Below are 16,843 nucleotides of genomic sequence, written 5' to 3'. Positions count from 1 at the left end.
TTTCTTTCCCCGGCTCACGCGCGCGTCGCGCTGGCGGCAAGACGTTCGGCATATTCGATCGCCTCGATCAGGCTGCGCTCATTGGCGATGCCCTTGCCGGCGATATCGAAGGCGGTGCCGTGGTCGACCGAGGTGCGAATGATCGGCAGCCCCAGCGTGATGTTGACGCCGGATAGCTCCTGCCAGCGGCCGGTGGCAGGATCGACCTCGAAGCCGAGCAGCTTGACCGGGATGTGTCCCTGGTCGTGATACATCGCGATCACGGCATCGTACTGGCCGGCGCGCAGTTTCACGAACACTGTGTCGCCCGGCACCGGGCCGACGATGTTCAATCCATCGGCAACTGCCTTCGCGATGGTCGGTTCGGACACATCGATATCCTGCCGTCCGAACAGTCCGCCCTCGCCGGCGTGCGGATTGAGCGCGGCCACGGCGATCTTCGGCTTCTCCAGGCCAAGGCCACGCAGCGCCTTGTCGGTGAGATCGATGACATAGCGCAGGCGCTCCGGCGTCAGCCGCTTCGGCACGTCCTGAAGTGCGACATGGGTCGAGACATGACTGACTCGCATGTTGCCATGGGCGAGCATCATCACCGATCCCTTGACGCCGGTAAGCTCGGCCAGCATCTCGGTATGGCCGGGATAGTGGAAGCCGGCCTTGTTGAGCGCTTCCTTGTTCAAGGGGGCAGTCACGATACCGCCGATCCGCCCGGCCTGTGTCAGGCGCACGCCCTGCTCTACCGCCTTGAACGCGAAGCGGCCGCCGTCGGCCGTCAGCACACCGGGCTTGATCGGCTCACCTTCGTCATCGGCCTGGAGAAAGCACAGGTTCGGCCAATCCTTGTCCGACGCACGCACCTCGGGGATGTCGAGTTTCGCGGCCAGTTGCGCAGCCGAATTCTTCAATGCTGCGCCGCTGCCGATGATCAGCAGCCGGAGATCACCGGATTCGATCCGCGACCGCAGCTTCTCACAGGCCTTGATGATGATCTCCGGACCGATCCCGGCGGGATCGCCCATGGTGATGGCGAGATGCGGATGGGTCATGTGTCGTGTCTTTCGTTGATCAACTGACTGTCCTGCAACAGCGTGCGCCACAAGTTCGGCGCGCCGAAGGCGCCTGATTTCGAGATCACCGCGACGCCGTCCCAGCTGCCGCCGCGAATGATCGAGCATGGCAGGCCCGGCATGATGCGTCCGGTCACTTCGAGTGCGCTTGCGCCGAGCGCAAGGCACAACGCCCGCAAAGTCTCGCCGCCCGCGACGATCAGCGTGCCCGGCGGCTCCAGCGCCGTCGTCAGCGACGTCAGTCCGCGCGCGATGCGGCGCGCCGCCTCACCGCGGGACAGACCGGATGCGAGGTCGAACTTCACCAGCGCAGCGCCTTCCGTATCAAGCTTGCGGCGAACCAATCCGGCATTGTCTTCGCCGGTTTCCGCAAGCGCAACGACGGCCTCACCGCAGGCCGCAAGCTGCGCCGCGGTCGCAGGCTGGTCCGATCCGAACAGCCCGAGGACCGGCTTGCGCAACGCCGACGGCGCCGACGCATCGCTGCCGCGTGCGAGCGCGCCGGCAAGCCCGCCGCTGCCGCACCACAGGACCGGCGGCGACGCGCGGCGTCCGATCGCGACGATGCGATCGAGATCATCCTCGCTCTCCGCGTCGAAGACGCTGACGCCGGCAGGCAAATCGGTGTCGAGCCGCCCCGTCTGCGCGGCGAGCCCTTCGGCTGCAAGCTGTACCAGCAGGTTGTCGCCGACCCGCGACCAGCTGCCGTCATGCGCGCGCGCATATTGCTGGCCGCCAAAGGTGCGGCGCCCCTGATAGGCGAAAGCCGGAGCCACGATGCAGGACCTCCACGGCCCCGATCGCAGGCACGCGGAGAGCTCGGCCGCCCATGCGCCGCGCAACAGGCTATCGACCTTTTTGTAGGCGATCGCTCCGTCGCGCAGCAGCGGCGCGAGGCGCTCGACGATCCCAGCGCTCTCGGCCTTGTCGCGCTCCCGCGTGCCGGTATCGACCGCGAGGCAGGCAGGAGGTTGCAAAGGCAGCGCCTCCGCCCAGGTCACTTGAAGCGGTCCGCACACGCCGACGAACTCGGCGGCCGTATCCAGCGCACCGGTCAGATCATCGGCGAGAAGGCGGAGCGACGGCCTCACACCTGCTCCTTGACGAGCCCTGTGGCGAGCAGCTTGTCGGCATTCTCCTGCGACAACGGCAGCAGCGGCGGCCGCAGCCGGCGCCAGCCGGCGTGCCCGGTCTCTTGCGCCAGCAGCGTCTTCAGCGAAGCAATCTGCGGGAACATGGAGGCACGCTCGCGCGCCTTGATGATGCGGTTTTGCGCCGCCTCGAGCGCGGCATCGCCATCGTTATAATGACGAAACACGTAAGCGAGCTCACGCGCCACCAGGTTCGAGGTTGCGGTGATGCAGCCCGCCCCGCCCTTCTTCAGAAGCGGCAGCAGCAGCGGATCGGCGCCTGCGAGCACCGAAAAGCCCGGGAATTTCTCAATCATCGCCGTCATGTTGGCGAAGTCGCCCGAAGAATCCTTGATGCCGACGATGACATCCGGATAGGCCGCGCGCAGCCGCGCGATCACCGCGTGCGGGATCGGCTGATGCGACATCTGGGGAATATGATAGAGCACGACCTTGAGGTTGGGATCAGCGACACGCTGAATGACCTCGCTGTAGGAGGCATAGAGCCCCTCTTCCGTGATGTCCTTGTAGTAGAACGGCGGCAGCATCACCACGGTGGTGACACCGAGCGAGAGCGCATGCCGCGTCAGCTCGACCGTTTCGGTCAACGCCGGCACGCCGGTTCCAGGCAGGAGCTTTGACGGCGCGATCCCGGCGCGGACGACGCTCTCGATCAGCGCCTTGCGTTCGCTCGCCGAGAACGAGTTCGCCTCACCGGTCGTGCCCAACAAGGCGATGCCATCACAGCCTTCGCTCAGGAGATGGCGACAATGCTTGACGAAAACGGCATGATCCGGCGCAAGATCGGCATCAAGCGGCGTCAACGCCGCGCAAAATACGCCTTTGGGCTTGATGTCCACGACGAGAGCTCCTCCATTGGCATTCGGCCGATCATTGATCGGATTCCGAACAATTGTTGTCAAACCTTGGGGAGGTGATTAGACTTCGCGGTCGCGGCCGTCAAGCGAGCAGTCCATGCCTTTCCATCTGGGAGGACTTCCCTGCTTGCCGACTGGCCGAAGTAGAGCGCGGATTCGCGAGGAGTTCCAACTCTTTCCGCCAGACGTCAGATGAGGGGAAACGAACATTGGCCAAGACTGCATCACCAGCCGACAATCCCAAGAACTTCGTGAACTCGGTGGCCAAGGCCTTCGCCGTGCTGAAGAGTTTTTCGGCTGAAGAGTTCGAACTGACGATCACGGAGATCGCCGAACGCGCCGAGATGGACCGCGGCACGGCGTTCCGCCTGGTACAGACTCTGGTCAAGCTCGGCTACCTCCACGCCAATGAGGCGACGCGCCATTATCGTCTCAGCCTGAAGTGCCTCGATCTCGGCTACACCGCGCTCTCCGCCGGCAATCTGCGCGGCCAGGCGGAGCCGCTGCTGCGCGAGCTGGTCCCGGCGCTGGGGGATGCCGCCTCGCTCGGCGTTCTCGACGGCAGCGACGTCGTCTATCTCGCGCGCGTCAGCGCCGGCCTCGACCGCCACAAGATCGACCGCAGGCCCGGCAGCCGGATCAAGGCCTACGCCGCAGCGCTCGGCCACGTCATGCTTGCGGGCCTGCCGAAAAACGAGCAGATCGCGCGGCTCGAGGCCACCGAGCGGATCAAATTGTCGGAACGGACACTGACGGATTTGAAGGCGTTGCTCACGCGGCTCGATCAGGTGCGCAAGCAGGGTTATGCCGTCTCCGACGGCGAAAACGCCTATGGCCTGCGCACCCTCGCGGCACCCGTGTTCGGCCCCGACAAATCCATCGTGGCAGGCATCAGCCTCACCGTCGACGCCAACCGCATCGATATCAAGGCGTTCGAAAAATCGGCGCTGCCGGAAGTGCTGCGAGTCGCCAAGCTCTTGACCAACGCAGTCCAAATGAGCGGCTGATCTTTCGTCCAACCGGGAACCCATTGAACTCGCTGCGGCAATGAACGTGCGGCGGGGTGCGACCCACCACCGCGTCAACGCGTGCGCTTGACGGAGGGCGCTCAGGCAGGTCTAATAGCAGTTAACAACATTTGTTCGCATTCCGATCAACAAGCAATCGGACAAAACCGGACATAGCGGGCTTCACAACACCGCGTCCGCGTCACGAGAGGAAACACCACTGATGCAAGCCATCCTCAATGGAGAGACCACGCTCATCGTCACGATGATCGTCGCCTACATCGCGTTCACATCGTGGCTCACAATCAAGCTGCGCAGCAGGACGAGCGATCAGTTCATGACCGGCGCGCGCGCCATGCCCGCCGTCGTCGTCGGCGTGCTCATGATGTCCGAGTTCGTTGGCGCCAAGTCGACCGTCGGCACGGCGCAGGAAGCGTTTCAGTCCGGCATGGCCGCCGGATGGGCCGTGCTCGGCGCCTCGATCGGCTTCCTGCTGTTCGGATTCTTGATGGTGAAGAAACTCTACAATTCCGGCGAATACACCATCTCGGCCGCGATCGCGCAGAAATACGGCAAGTCGACCATGCTCACCGTGTCGGTGATCATGATCTACGCGCTGCTGCTCGTGAACGTCGGCAACTATGTCAGCGGCGCAGCGGCCATCGCCACCTCGCTGCATATCAGCCTGCCCATCGCGATGTGCATCATCGCCGTGGTCTCTACGTTCTACTACGTGTTCGGCGGCCTGAAGGGCGTGGCCTGGGTCACGATCCTGCACAGCGCCATCAAGGTCGTCGGCATCCTCATCATCTTCGCGGTCGCAATGTCGCTCACCGGCGGGATCGCGCCGATCCAGGCGAAACTCCCGGCCTACTACTTCAGCTGGGACGGCAAGATCGGCTTCACCACCATCTTCGCCTGGACCTTCGGCACTGTCGGCGCGATCTTCTCGACGCAGTTCATCGTGCAGGCGATCTCCTCGACACCGAGCGCCGACGACGCCCGCAAGGCGACCTTCTACGCGGCCGCGTTCTGTCTCCCGCTCGGCTTCCTGCTCGCCCTGATCGGTGTTGCGGCAAAATTCCTCTACCCCGACATGAACAGCCTCTACGCGCTGCCGGTGTTCCTGGAGAAGATGCCGCCACTGGCCTCCGCTTTCGTGACGACTTCGCTGGTCGCCTCGATCTTCGTCAGCGTCTGCACGGTCGCGCTCGCGATCGCCTCGCTGGTGGTGCGTGACTTCTATGTCCCCTACTGGAAGCCGACGCCGGAGCGCGAGCTGAAGATGACCCGCGTATTCTCGGTCGTGATCGGCATCCTGCCGCTGGTTTTCGTGTTCTTCGTTCCCGAGATCCTCAAGCTGTCGTTCTTCACGCGCGCGCTGCGGCTGTCGATCACGATCGTCGCCATGATGGGCTTCTATCTGCCGCTGTTTGCCAGCAACCGCGGCGCGACCGCGGGCCTGATCGGCGCAGCGATCTCGACGACGGTCTGGTACCTGCTCGGAAATCCCTTCGGCATCGACAACATGTACATCGCAGCGGCGACGCCGCTGGTCGTGATGGCGGTCGAGCGCCTCGTACTCGGCCGCGCGCCCACCGACCGCAGCGCACCGACGGCCGCGCAAGCCAATACTCTCGTGGAAAGGACTTCAGCATGATCGCGGATATCGAGATCGCGGTCGACGGTGTCGTGCGCCGGGCGGCCGGCGATCCTGACCGGTTCGACGCCTTCATTCCGTCGCCCTGCGTGCAGAATCACGCGGCCAATCTGATGCCGCTTGCCAACGGCGATCTCGGCTGCGTCTGGTTCGGCGGCACGCAGGAAGGCATGTCGGACATCTCGGTCTATTTCTCGCGCCTTGCCCGCGGGGCGACGGAATGGTCGCCCGCCGAAAAGCTGTCCGATGATTCCAGGCGTTCCGAGCAGAATCCGGTGCTGTTCCCCGCCCCGGACGGCACGCTGTGGCTGATGTGGACGGCGCAGCTTGCCGGAAACCAGGACACGGCCTTCGTCCGCAGGCGCCTGTCGCGCGACCACGGCCGGACCTGGAGCCCGATCGAGACGCTGTTTGCCGAGCAGCGCGGCCGCGGCACCTTCATCCGGCAGCCGATGGTGGTGCTCGACAATGGTGACTGGCTCCTGCCCGTCTTCTATTGCCACAGCACGCCGGGACGGAAATGGAACGGCGACGAGGACACCAGCGCGGTGAAGATTTCCTCCGACGCGGGCGCGACCTGGCGTGACGTGGACGTGCCGGGAAGCCGCGGCTGCGTGCATATGTGCATCGAGCGTCTGGACGACGGCTCGCTGCTCGCACTGTTTCGCAGCCGCTGGGCCGACAATATCTATCAGAGCCGGTCGACAGACCACGGCCGCACATGGTCGACGCCGGTCGCCACCATTCTTCCGAACAACAACTCCTCGATCCAGTTCACGCGGCTTGCCGACGGACATCTCGCGCTCGTCTTCAATGACAGCAGCGCCAATGCCGCGACCGCGCGCCGTCTTTCCCTCTACGACGAGATCGAAGACGAGCTGCCGCCGGTGATCGCCGGCGAAGGCAAGACGGACGGACGCACCGCGTTCTGGGGCGCGCCGAGAGCGCCGATGACGCTCGCGGTCTCGGCCGACGGCGGACGGAGCTGGACCAAGCGCGACGTCGAGACCGGCGACGGCTATTGCATGACCAACAACTCGCGCGACCAGACCAATCGAGAGCTGTCATATCCCTCGATCAAGCAGACCGCCGACGGCGCGCTTCACATGGCCTTCACCTTCCATCGCCGGGCGATCAAGCATGTTCGCGTGACCGAGCCATGGGCCACGCGCGCGGCCAGGGACTAGGATGATGCGAAGCCGGCCCCACGCGCTCGTCACAGGCGCCAGTTCAGGGATCGGCGCCGCGATCATTGAACGCCTGCTGCGTGACGGCTGGCGCGTCACCGGCATCAGCCGCCGCCCCGGGCCATTCGATCACCCGGCGTTTGATCACTTGTCGCTTGATCTCGGCAACGTCGATGCCATTGCGCCCGCCCTCGCAGGGATCGCACCGACGGCTCTCGTTCATGCCGCGGGCGTTCTCAGGGTTGGTCATCTCGGCGCGCTCAATCATGACGACGGCGCCGCGATGTGGCGGCTGCATGTCGATGTCGCAGAGCGCCTCGCCAACACGCTGGCCCCAAGCCTGCCCGACGGCGGACGTATCGTCTTCATCGGCAGCCGGACCGCCTCGGGCGCATCCGGCCGGGGCCAATATGCTGCGACGAAAGCGGCGCTGGTCGCTTTGGCGCGGTCCTGGGCCATGGAGCTTGCACCCCGCGGCATCACGGTCAACGTCGTTGCGCCCGCCGCGACAGAGACGCCAATGCTGAAGGACCCGACGCGCGCCACTGTGGCACCGAGGCTCCCGCCAATCGGCCGCTTCATCCGCCCCCAGGAAGTCGCGGCCAGTGTGGCGTTCCTGCTCTCGGCGGAAGCAGGCGCAATCACCGGGCAGCAACTGGTGATCTGCGGCGGCAGCTCGCTCTGAACGCGACGCTCGCGCCCGGCTTGCCAGATCACGCCCGCCGCGCTCTACTCATCATGTCCTGACTCTGGGAGGAGACACGACATGGTGCGCCACGCCGCTCTGTTGTTGAGCGGGCTGATCGCTCTCGCCTGCTCTGCGCCCGCCAGCGCAGAGGTCACACGCTTCAACGTTCTCGATCGCACCACCTCCGCCCTGCAAGGCCGCAGCTTCGGCCCCGCCGGTCAAGTCGAGAGGATCACTGCGAGCGCCACCATTGCGCTCGATCCGGCCAATCCCCGCAACGCCGTCATCGCCGATCTCGATCGCGCGCCGCGCAATGCCGACGGCAAGGTCGAGGCCACCAGCGACGTCGTCATCCTCCGTCCCGCCCATCCGAACGGCATTCTGCTGTTCGAAATACCGAACCGCGGGCGCAGGCTGATATCGGCCTGGTTCGACGACAGCTCGATCCAGGGAAGCGTGCGTCTCGAGCAAGCGGATGACATGGGGCGCGGCTTCCTGCTGTCGCAGGGCTACACGCTGGTCTGGGCCGGGTGGCAGGCGGACGCGCCCACAGGCGCCGACATGCTTGGGATCCAGGTGCCGGTGGTTGCCGGGATCACCGGACCCGTGCGCGAGGAGTGGAGCTTTGGCGACACGACCAGCCCGCATCGCGCGACGCTGAGCTATCCCGTCGCGGACCGCGGCAGCGCGCAATTGTCGGTGCACGCCCGCGCCGACGATCCGCGGCAAACTCCGCCGGAGCTCAAGCTCACCTTCGTTGACGATACGACGGTCGAGATCACGCGCCCGCCCAGCTTGATCGCGGATGCGCTGTACGAGCTGACCTACACGGCACGCGATCCCAAGGTAACAGGCATGGGGCTCGCCGCGATCCGCGACGTCACCGCCTTCCTGCGGCGTGAGCGCGGTCCGGCCAATCCGCTCGCGGCCGACGGCCAGAGCGGCATCTCGCGAGCGATCGGGCTCGGCATTTCGCAGTCCGGCCGCGTGCTTCGCGACGTGCTCTATTATGGGATGAACGAGGACGAAGCCGGACGACTGGTGTTCGAGGCGATGATGCCGATCATCCCCGGCGCGCGGCGCAGCTTCACCAATGACCGCTTTGCCGAGCCTAGTCGAAATCCGAGCCCGGAGTTCGACCGGCTCTATCCCGTGCTGCGTTTCCCCTTCACCTATGCCGTCACGGAGGATGCCTACACTGGCCGGCGCGACGGGCTGTTGCTCCGTTGCAGCCTGACCAACACCTGTCCGCGCATCATGCAGATCGACTCCGAGTTCGAGTTCTGGGGGTCCGAAGCGAGCCTGCTCGTCACCGACACGCGCGGGCGCAACCTGGAGCCGCCGCCCGAGGTGCGGCTCTACATGATCGCAGGCAGCCCGCATGGCAATATCGCGAGCGCCGGCGTCACCCATCGACCGACCTGCACGCTGCCGCTCAATCCCGTCTATGGCGGCCCCGCCTTTCGCGCGCTGCTGACCGATTTGCGCGCGTGGATCACCGAAGACGTGTCGCCACCCGCAAGCCGCTACCCGACACTCGCGCAGAATACGCTCGTCGCAGCCGACGACGTCTATTCCGTGCCGATCCCCGGCCTCGGCTATCGCGCACAATATGCACGCGCGGAGGCGATCGAACAGGCCGCTCCATTGCCGAAGGTGCGCGGAGAATACCCGCTCTATCTGCCGCGCGCCGGCGCTGATGGCAACGCACTGGCCGGCGTCCGGCTGCCATTGCTTGCTGCGGCTCGCGCGACCTACACGGGATGGAATGCGATCGCCGGGGCAGACGGCACGCAGACGCTGTGTACCCAGATGGGCGGCACGCTGGCCTTCGCGGGCACGCGCGCAGAGCGCCTTGCCGCCGGTGACCCGCGCCCCTCGATCGAGGAGCTCTATCCCACGCCAGATGCCTATGTGGCCGCGGTCAAGGCTGCAACCGCGCGCCTGGTCGACGACCGACTGCTCCTTCCCGAGGATGCAGCCGATGCCGTCGTGGCGGCGCAAGCCGGCACGCTGGCCCGGCTTGCACCTTAGCGATTCCTGCGCTTGCGTAGCGCTGGCAAGCTGGCGGCGGCCGAGTATACACTAGTATACTCGCCGCGGTTTACCGTTGGACCTAAGCTCTCGCCAACGGTCTTATGCGGGATCATCACTGTCGTTTCGCGATTGCCCGTTCTCGGGATTACGGATCGTGCAAATACAACATGCAGGACGACTCGTTGCGATCGTAGACGACGACAACTCGGTTCGTACCGCAGTTGGCGGGCTGCTGCGCTCCATTGGTGTTTCTGCGGAGGTCTTTGCATCGGCGGAGGAGTTTCTGCGCTCCGCGAAGATGGATCAGATTGGTTGCTTGGTCGTCGACGCCAATATGCCGAAAATGAGCGGACTTGATCTGCACCAGACGCTGCTCGGCCAGGGAAACTCGATCCCCACGATCGTCATAACCGCCTATCCGAGCGACCATGTCCGGGCTCGCGCACAGCAGACTGGCGTGCATTGCCTGCTCACCAAGCCGTTCAACGAAGATGAGCTGCTGAGCGCCATTCGTAACGCCCTGGCTTCGGCAGGCCGGTAACCGTCAGGCCACCTTGCCGCTGCCGTTCGATTTTCCCAGCGCGAGAAAAACCCGGTCGGCCATGCGCGACAACTCGGGCAGCGACCTCGCATGCATCTTTCGCATCACCTGGCCGCGATGAACCTTGACGGTGATCTCGCTGAGGCCAAGCTCCGCCGCGATCTGCTTGTTCAGCCGGCCGCTCACCACCAGCGCCATGACCTCGCGCTCCCGCGGCGTCAACGTTTCGAAGCGTGCCTTCAGCTCGGCAGCGATCTTCTCCTGCTCGAGCCATGCCCGGTCGCGGGCATGGCCAAGCTGAATCGCATCGAGCAGATCCTGCTCGCGAAATGGCTTTGTCAGGAATTCGATTGCGCCGCCCTTCATCGCTTGAACGGACATCGGGATATCGGCATGGCCGGTGATGAAGATGATCGGCAACTGCCGCTTGCCGGTGCCGAGCTCGCGCTGCAGTTCCAGTCCGCTCTGTCCCGGAAGACGGACATCGAGCACCAGGCAGGTCGGTCCTTCCGGCGGCCCCGCATCCAGAAACTCGCTGACCGAACCCATCAGGCTGACCCGGAACCCCGCTGACCGCAGCAGATTCCCGAGCGATTGCCTTATGCTCGGATCGTCGTCGATCACGACCACTGTCGCGGGTTGATCCTTGTCCTCAGGCTCCGCCACAAGCGCACCTTGACACGTGCTTGGACCGAGGAGTGTAGCGGGCGCCCCAAGACGAGGGAAGCGCCCGATCAGCCCGCATGGCTATCCATCCCCGACCTTCCGGTGAATAGACTGAAACCATTCGGTGCGCTCGACGATGCCATCGTATAGCTAGCGAAGCGAAATGAATTCAGTAAGTTAGTAGCATGAGCAACGAAACCATATCACTCGTCTTCCCGGCTCTCGGCATTACGATGCTCATGGCCGCGATCGTCCTGCTCGCCGGCGTGTAGCCGGCGTCAACGGGGCGCACTTTCTGACGGACTCCAAGCGCGGGCAAGGTCCGCACTCACTAAGCGAAGGTTAGCGCACCCCGCTGCTCTGCTACGCGCCATCGCCTGCTGCGTTGCACCGAAACCCGTCCGGCATAATCACCCCTCGAACCGTTCCACCAGAAAATCGATGAACAGACGCACCTTGAGTGCGAGATGGCGTGTCGGCGGATAGAGCGCGTAGAGCGTCAGCGGCGGCGCATGATAGTCATCGAGACAAGTCCGCAGGCGCCCCGTCTGCAATGCATCCTCGCCGATGAAGACCGGAAGCAAGGCGATCCCCCGCCCGGCCACGGCGGCATCGCGCAGCACTTCGGCATTGTTGACGCAGAGCGTCCAGGACGGCTGGATCCAGTGATCGCCGTCCTTGCCCGACAACTTCCACTGGTTGCCGGTGGAGAGGAATCCGTAAGTGAGGCAATTGTGATCGCGCAAATCGTTGGGGTGCGCTGGCACGCCATGCCTCTGGAGGTAATCGGGCGAGGCGCAGATCGCTCGGGCGATCGGCATGATCTTGCGCGCGATCAGGCTTGAGGATTCCAGATCGACAAATCCGCAAGGTGACGTCGAGACCGTCCTGGAGCGGATCGACATTCTCGTCGCTCAGCACGAGCTGGATGCGAAGCTCGGGATAGCGCTGCATGAACTCGGCGATCGCCGGCCCAAGCCGCAGCGCGCCGAACGACATCGGCGCATTGACTCGCAGCAATCCGCGCGGTGCGACCTGCGACTGGGTGACGGCCTGGTCCGCCGCCTCGAGCTCGCCGATGATGCCGAGCACGCGCTCGAAATAGGCCTGCCCATTTTCGGTCGGGCTGACGCGGCGCGTGGTGCGGTTCAAAAGCTGCACGCCGAGTTCGTCCTCGAGCTCACCGACATATTTGCTGACCGCGGACCGCGATAACCGCAGCGCCCGGCCCGCTTCGGAAAAGCTGCCGAGCTCGACCACCTTTGCGAAGGCCCGCAGGCTTGCCAGCTTGTCCATTCCGGCACCCTATTCGATTGTTTCCAATTCATAGACAGTGACGCCATGAAAGGCGAGATTGTCTTTGGAAAGGGGCAGAACAATATTTCGGCCATGACGACAAATGGCTCACACCTCATGGAGACAAGCTATGGCCGGCCTTCACCACGTCACCGCAATTTCCGGTAACCCGCTGAGGAACCTGAAGTTCTACAGGGAGCTCCTGGGCTTGCGGCTGGTCAAGAAGACCGTGAATTTCGACGATCCCGGCACCTATCACCTTTATTATGGCGACGAGAGCGGCACGCCCGGCACCATCCTCACCTTCTTCCCCTGGGAGCACGCGGCACCGGGCCGGGGCGGCGTCGGCCAGACCCAGCAGACCGCCGTCCGAGTGCCGGCGCGCTCGATCGGCTACTGGACTCATCGCTTCATCGAGAAGGGTGTCGCCCACGAGGCGCTGGAGAAGCGCTTTGGCGAGAGCGTGCTGTCCTTCACCGATCCCGACGGCATGAGCCTCGCGTTGGTCGGCGTGCCCGGTGCCGAGAGCGAGCGCGCCTGGAGCAACAGTGACATCCCGGCCGAGCACGCGATCCGCGGCTTTCACGGCGTGACGCTGCTGCTCGAAGATGCCGCCAGGACGGGCGCCATCCTGACCAATGTGCTCGGCTTCGAGGCCGCCGGCCGCGAAGGTTCGATCAGCCGCTACCGTTCGCCGAACGCCGTCGGTGGCGTCGTCGACATCTACGAGGCCAAGGGCTTTCTGCCCGGCCGCATGGGTCGCGGCTCCGTGCATCATATCGCGTTCCGCGCCGCCGACGATGCCACTGAAGCGGAGATGGCGCGCAAGCTCGTGAGCGACCACGGCATGCATCCGACCGAGCAGAAGGACCGCAACTACTTCCGTTCGATCTATTTCCGCGAGCCCGGCGGCATCCTGTTCGAGATCGCGACCGATATTCCCGGCTTTGCCGTGGACGAGCCGCTCGCAACGCTCGGCGAGGCCTTGAAGCTGCCGCCCTTCCTGGAGGCGCATCGCAAGGACATCGAAGGCGTGCTGGCTCCGCTGGACGATGAGCAGGTGGCGTGATGAGCAAGCTCTCTTTCATCCACCGCTTCGAGAAGGGCACGCGGCGCGATCTCGCGCCGCTGCTGCTCCTGCACGGCACCGGCGGCGACGAGAACGACCTGATCCCGCTCGGCCGCATGGTCGCCGCCGATCGTGCGCTATTGTCGGTGCGCGGCCAGGTGCTGGAAGGTGGCGCACCGCGCTTCTTCCGGCGTCTTGCCGAGGGCGTGTTCGACGAGGGCCGACGTGGTGCGTCGCGCGCATGATCTCGCCGACTTCATCGATGCCACGCGCAAGGAATACGGAATCTCTGCACCGATAGCGCTCGGCTATTCCAACGGCGCCAACATCGCGGCCGCGATGATGCTGCTTCGGCCGCAAGCCTTGGGCGGCGCCGTGCTGCTGCGCGCGATGGCGCCGCTGGCAAAGCCTCCGCGGGCCGACCTCGCGGGCAAGTCGATCCTGCTGCTCTCCGGCCAGCATGATCCGATCGTTCCGCCCGGCAATGTCGAGGGCCTTGCCAAGACGCTCGCCGCATCAGGCGCGCGGGTGGCGGGCCGCGTCCTGCCGGTCGGCCATCAACTCTCCCAGCTCGACGTCAATCTGGCGCGCGAGTGGCTGTCGGGCAGCATCGGGGCCGAGGGACAGAGTCGCCACGCGGCGGCGCAGGTGTAAGGGCGCCCACGCCTGCCATCAGCTCACCGCCGGCGCGGCCCATCAGGGCCGCGTCGTGGCGGGCAGGCCCTGGAGGAGCTGTTGCAGCGTGCGCCCATCCGGCATGGCAATGTTGCCTTGCAGAATGCCGTTGGTGATCTCCAATCCCAGCGAGCGATAGCTTTCGAACTGGGATTCCGTGAACCACTGGTCGGTGGTCGTCTCATGCGGGAAAGTGGGATGGCCGTTGGCATAGCTGACGATGCCGGCCCCTTCCGTCCCGTGATAGGCTGGCTTGATGTACAGGATGATCCCGTTCCCGCAACCGTCTTCCCAGCCGTCGGCCGATTCATAGTCGATGACACCAATCCTGTAATACGGGATAGCCAGCCGCTGCTCTTCGGTAAGCTGGCCTTTCGGGCGATTTCTGATCGATTCCAGGAAATCGAAATCGATGCGGATGCCAAGATCGATGTAGATCTTGCGCACGGCATTGCCGAGATCCTCGAATGTGAAGCCCGGATCGCAACCGGCATCCACCACGACGATGAATCGGCACCGGCGTCGGACCATTTCATACAGACCGAGATTTTCGAAATGGCCGCCGTCCGAAAGATAGACATAGGGCCGGTCATCCGTCGTGAGACCGAAGGCTTCGCCGACCAGCGGCTTGATCGCGACGGCAGGACCTTCCGTCTTGTAAGATTGCTCCCCCTCAGGACCCGGATTACCGAGCCACCAGCCGAGCCGCACGTTGAACAAGGCGAGCAGGAGCGTGATCGTTGGCGAGGAGTGGTACCCCATGTTCGGGCTCACCGCCGCACCGGAAATCGCCATTGCCGTTCCAAGCGTCAATCCGTCCGAACCGCCATACTCACTGGAAAGACGAAAGCCCTTATAAGCGCTGCCGCAGTGCAAAGGACTGACCGTAAAGGACTCGGCCTTGCGCTCCTGCCAGGCGAGGCGCTTGGTATCGACGACGTTGAGCGCGATGTTGACCACGTGGAACAGGCCGAACGTATTTCGGTCGTCGGCAGCCTGCGGCGGCCATAGCGTGTGAGCGGCCGGATTGTCGCTCTCGTCAAATCCGGTGAAGCGGTCAGGAATCCTGCTCCGCCTTGAAGCGCCGAGATAGCAGCGCACCAGACGATTGCGATAAACGGCGTGCAACGAAAACCGATTGATGTTCACGAAGTTCGACGCAAGGGTGCCGATGCCGCCGGTAATTGCAGCTCCCAGCGCGAGCCAGCCGATGATCGGCCAGACCGACGTGGATAGCTCAAGCGCTTCCACGAAGGACCTGCGCAAGAGCGCCTTGTCGAGCAGGATCGACAAGAGAATGATCAGGATCGCCACAAAGGCCGGAGCGGCCAGCGCCAGCGCCCAGTCCATGATCTGGTCGGTCAGACTCTTGTCGCCATCATCCGATACGGCTGATGTCTTGCTGCTTCTGCCGATCAGCGCGGTCGCGATGCCCGTCGCGCCACCGATGGACGTGAGATACTTGCCGAGCGCGGGGAAGTATTTCAGCATGTAGTAGCCGCATGCGATGGAGAGCGCCGCGGTCACGCCCCAACCGACCGCGGCCGCGGTCATCCAGCCAGCGCTGCGTCCCAGCCATTCGCGATCGCTATCGGACTCTTTTTCGTAACTCACCAGTCCGACAAACGTCATCTCTGCCGAGAGTTGTGCTGTCAGGACCCAAGGCACGCAGAAGATCATTGGGAGCAGCAACCTGAATTTGTTCGGGTCCTTGTCATCGCCCGAATAGGGATCGAGCAATGTGAACAGAATGGCGCCGAACCCGACCAGCAGGCCATACACAGCACCGGATAGCGTCCAGAACAGAAAATCGCGCCGCGATCCGCGGATTGGACGACCTGCCAGCCAGCCCAGCGCAAAGACCGCCGCGCTGCCCAAAGCCAGAAGGATGATGATCTTTGCATTGCCGGTGGTTTCGAGGCCGGTGGTTTCGAGCCATTTGACTCCCGGGTGTGACACGAGTGCAATGGCGACCAGCATCGAAGACAGCAGGCTCCAGATCAGATCGTTCCTGAGGTAAACGCCTTGCGTGACGTTGTGCGGCGAAGGCACCGTTCCCGGCGCCTCTCTGCGGGTGGGCCGATGCGAGGTGGTGAAGGCCTGCGCCCTGATCAGACAGGCCGCGCCGACGAGACCCATCACGATCGGCACCCATGCGTTCTCGGAGCGGCCAATGCCGACGAAGGTCGCGGCGATCAGTTTCAGGCCGAGGAGCACGAGACAGACCAGCGGAATGATCACCAGCCAGTTGAGAACCAGATTGCGGATGTAGATGGCGACACCGGTCCAGGTGTCCGCCGATCCGAGACCGACCTTGGGGGTCAGGTAGTTGCTGTAGGCGCGCAACCAGGACAGTTGCGGCGGTTCGACATCCGGGCCATCCGGGCGGCCGGTCAGATTTCGCCAGACTGTCGGATAATCATCGCGGTGCCGCCAGGCTGAAAGCCACGAGCCGATATAGCCGCCGCCAGAGACTGTCGAGAGGAAATGGAAACGGCCAAGCAGCGAGTTCTCCGGCGTCGGTGTAGGCGGCTCTTCGCCCTGCTGCGGCGCGACGCCGGTACGGACGTCGTAAGCGGCCAGGGCCTGAATCACGCCAAGGCAGAAGGTCGCGCTGCGGATACCGCCTCCCGAAAGCGACAAGGCTGTGCGATCGAGCTTGTTGAGGCCTCGATAGAAGGCCTTTCGGCTCTCGACATCTTGAGCCGTCTCCTCGCCCTCGTGACGCGTGTCGGCGTCCTTTTTGTGCAGTCGCCGTTGCGTAGCCTGCTCGGTCGCCCCGGCATTCAAATCCCGGGTTTGCTGCGCCGGCGTCGCCGGGTTGATCGCGGCAGCCTCAGCCGCCAGCACCTGCTCAATTGACAGCGGCCCCATCGACGTCCTCCCCAGCCAGCCGATCCACGGACCGACCAATCATTGCGAACGACAGTGCGCGAAGGAAC

At 64.3% G+C, this 16,843-nt stretch carries 12 protein-coding genes and 2 pseudogenes; 8 read left to right on the top strand and 6 right to left on the bottom strand.

The annotated features are described in order from the left end of the window. Nucleotides 1–14 precede the first annotated feature (14 nt). The 3 genes from pdxA to QQL28_RS05705 are packed head-to-tail and all read right to left on the bottom strand — an operon-like array spanning nt 15 to nt 3,057. Nucleotides 15–1,046 (bottom strand): 4-hydroxythreonine-4-phosphate dehydrogenase PdxA, encoded by a 1,032-nt coding sequence (gene pdxA, locus QQL28_RS05715; protein WP_284262096.1) that lies wholly within the window; start codon nt 1,044–1,046, stop codon nt 15–17. Continuing rightward, nucleotides 1,043–2,158 carry a four-carbon acid sugar kinase family protein gene (locus QQL28_RS05710; RefSeq protein ID WP_284262094.1) on the bottom strand — a complete coding sequence of 372 codons (1,116 nt, stop codon included), beginning with the start codon at nt 2,156–2,158 and terminating at the stop codon, nt 1,043–1,045. Before QQL28_RS05710 ends, pdxA begins: the two co-directional genes overlap by 4 nt. Then, a complete protein-coding gene (locus tag QQL28_RS05705) occupies nt 2,155–3,057 on the bottom strand; it encodes a dihydrodipicolinate synthase family protein (RefSeq protein ID WP_284262092.1) in 903 nt (300 codons plus the stop codon). The genes QQL28_RS05710 and QQL28_RS05705 overlap by 4 nt, the downstream gene beginning before the upstream one ends. Nucleotides 3,058–3,284: 227 nt before the next feature. On the opposite strand from QQL28_RS05705, the gene QQL28_RS05700 reads away from it, so the two are divergent. The 6 genes from QQL28_RS05700 (at nt 3,285) to QQL28_RS05675 (ending at nt 10,195) form a co-directional block, all read left to right on the top strand. Next, the gene (locus QQL28_RS05700) at nt 3,285–4,082 is read left to right on the top strand and encodes an IclR family transcriptional regulator (protein WP_284262086.1); all 798 of its coding nucleotides are present in this window, start codon (nt 3,285–3,287) and stop codon (nt 4,080–4,082) included. Between the two features lie 223 nt (nt 4,083–4,305). Continuing rightward, entirely contained in the window at nt 4,306–5,742 is a 1,437-nt protein-coding gene (locus tag QQL28_RS05695; protein WP_284262084.1) for a sodium:solute symporter family protein, read from the top strand. Continuing rightward, nucleotides 5,739–6,929: a sialidase family protein gene (locus QQL28_RS05690; protein ID WP_284262082.1), complete on the top strand. Its 1,191-nt coding sequence runs from the start codon at nt 5,739–5,741 to the stop codon at nt 6,927–6,929. The genes QQL28_RS05695 and QQL28_RS05690 overlap by 4 nt, the downstream gene beginning before the upstream one ends. Nucleotides 6,930–6,933: 4 nt before the next feature. Beyond that, on the top strand, nt 6,934–7,614 hold the full coding sequence (locus tag QQL28_RS05685; RefSeq protein WP_284262080.1) for an SDR family NAD(P)-dependent oxidoreductase: 681 nt from the start codon (nt 6,934–6,936) through the stop codon (nt 7,612–7,614). Between the two features lie 81 nt (nt 7,615–7,695). After that, entirely contained in the window at nt 7,696–9,651 is a 1,956-nt protein-coding gene (locus QQL28_RS05680; protein ID WP_284262078.1) for an alpha/beta hydrolase domain-containing protein, read from the top strand. A 157-nt stretch (nt 9,652–9,808) separates the two neighbouring features. Beyond that, nucleotides 9,809–10,195, top strand: coding sequence for a response regulator transcription factor (locus QQL28_RS05675; protein ID WP_284262077.1), 387 nt, complete (start codon nt 9,809–9,811; stop codon nt 10,193–10,195). A 3-nt stretch (nt 10,196–10,198) separates the two neighbouring features. Here the strand turns inward: QQL28_RS05675 and QQL28_RS05670 are convergent, their stop codons facing one another. Together QQL28_RS05670 and QQL28_RS05665 are read right to left on the bottom strand one after the other, a co-directional pair. After that, nucleotides 10,199–10,861, bottom strand: a complete 663-nt coding sequence (locus QQL28_RS05670; protein ID WP_284262074.1) for a response regulator transcription factor — start codon at nt 10,859–10,861, stop codon at nt 10,199–10,201. Nucleotides 10,862–11,271: 410 nt separating this feature from the next. Next, a pseudogene (locus tag QQL28_RS05665) lies at nt 11,272–12,157 on the bottom strand (LysR family transcriptional regulator). A gap of 130 nt (nt 12,158–12,287) precedes the next feature. Here QQL28_RS05665 and QQL28_RS05660 point away from each other — a divergent pair. Then, nucleotides 12,288–13,226 carry a ring-cleaving dioxygenase gene (locus tag QQL28_RS05660; RefSeq protein WP_284262072.1) on the top strand — a complete coding sequence of 313 codons (939 nt, stop codon included), beginning with the start codon at nt 12,288–12,290 and terminating at the stop codon, nt 13,224–13,226. Continuing rightward, a pseudogene (locus QQL28_RS05655) lies at nt 13,226–13,880 on the top strand (alpha/beta hydrolase). Before QQL28_RS05660 ends, QQL28_RS05655 begins: the two are co-directional and overlap by 1 nt. 42 nt (nt 13,881–13,922) lie before the next feature. Here QQL28_RS05655 and QQL28_RS05650 read toward each other — a convergent pair. Beyond that, entirely contained in the window at nt 13,923–16,775 is a 2,853-nt protein-coding gene (locus QQL28_RS05650; protein ID WP_284262071.1) for a hypothetical protein, read from the bottom strand. Nucleotides 16,776–16,843: the final 68 nt, after the last annotated feature.

Source organism: Bradyrhizobium iriomotense (assembly GCF_030160715.1).
Taxonomy (GTDB): domain Bacteria; phylum Pseudomonadota; class Alphaproteobacteria; order Rhizobiales; family Xanthobacteraceae; genus Bradyrhizobium; species Bradyrhizobium iriomotense.
The sequence above is the reverse complement of the archived record's forward strand: the minus strand, read 5'-3'. Positions and strand labels throughout refer to the sequence as shown.

What these genes read in the sequence shown, in the direction of transcription:
- pdxA (WP_284262096.1), bottom strand. Translation starts at nt 1,046, where the DNA reads ATGACCCATCCGCATCTCGCCATCACCATGGGCGATCCCGCCGGGATC.
- QQL28_RS05695 (WP_284262084.1), top strand. Translation starts at nt 4,306, where the DNA reads ATGCAAGCCATCCTCAATGGAGAGACCACGCTCATCGTCACGATGATC.
- QQL28_RS05690 (WP_284262082.1), top strand. Translation starts at nt 5,739, where the DNA reads ATGATCGCGGATATCGAGATCGCGGTCGACGGTGTCGTGCGCCGGGCG.
- QQL28_RS05685 (WP_284262080.1), top strand. Translation starts at nt 6,934, where the DNA reads ATGCGAAGCCGGCCCCACGCGCTCGTCACAGGCGCCAGTTCAGGGATC.
- QQL28_RS05680 (WP_284262078.1), top strand. Translation starts at nt 7,696, where the DNA reads ATGGTGCGCCACGCCGCTCTGTTGTTGAGCGGGCTGATCGCTCTCGCC.
- QQL28_RS05660 (WP_284262072.1), top strand. Translation starts at nt 12,288, where the DNA reads ATGGCCGGCCTTCACCACGTCACCGCAATTTCCGGTAACCCGCTGAGG.
- QQL28_RS05650 (WP_284262071.1), bottom strand. Translation starts at nt 16,775, where the DNA reads ATGGGGCCGCTGTCAATTGAGCAGGTGCTGGCGGCTGAGGCTGCCGCG.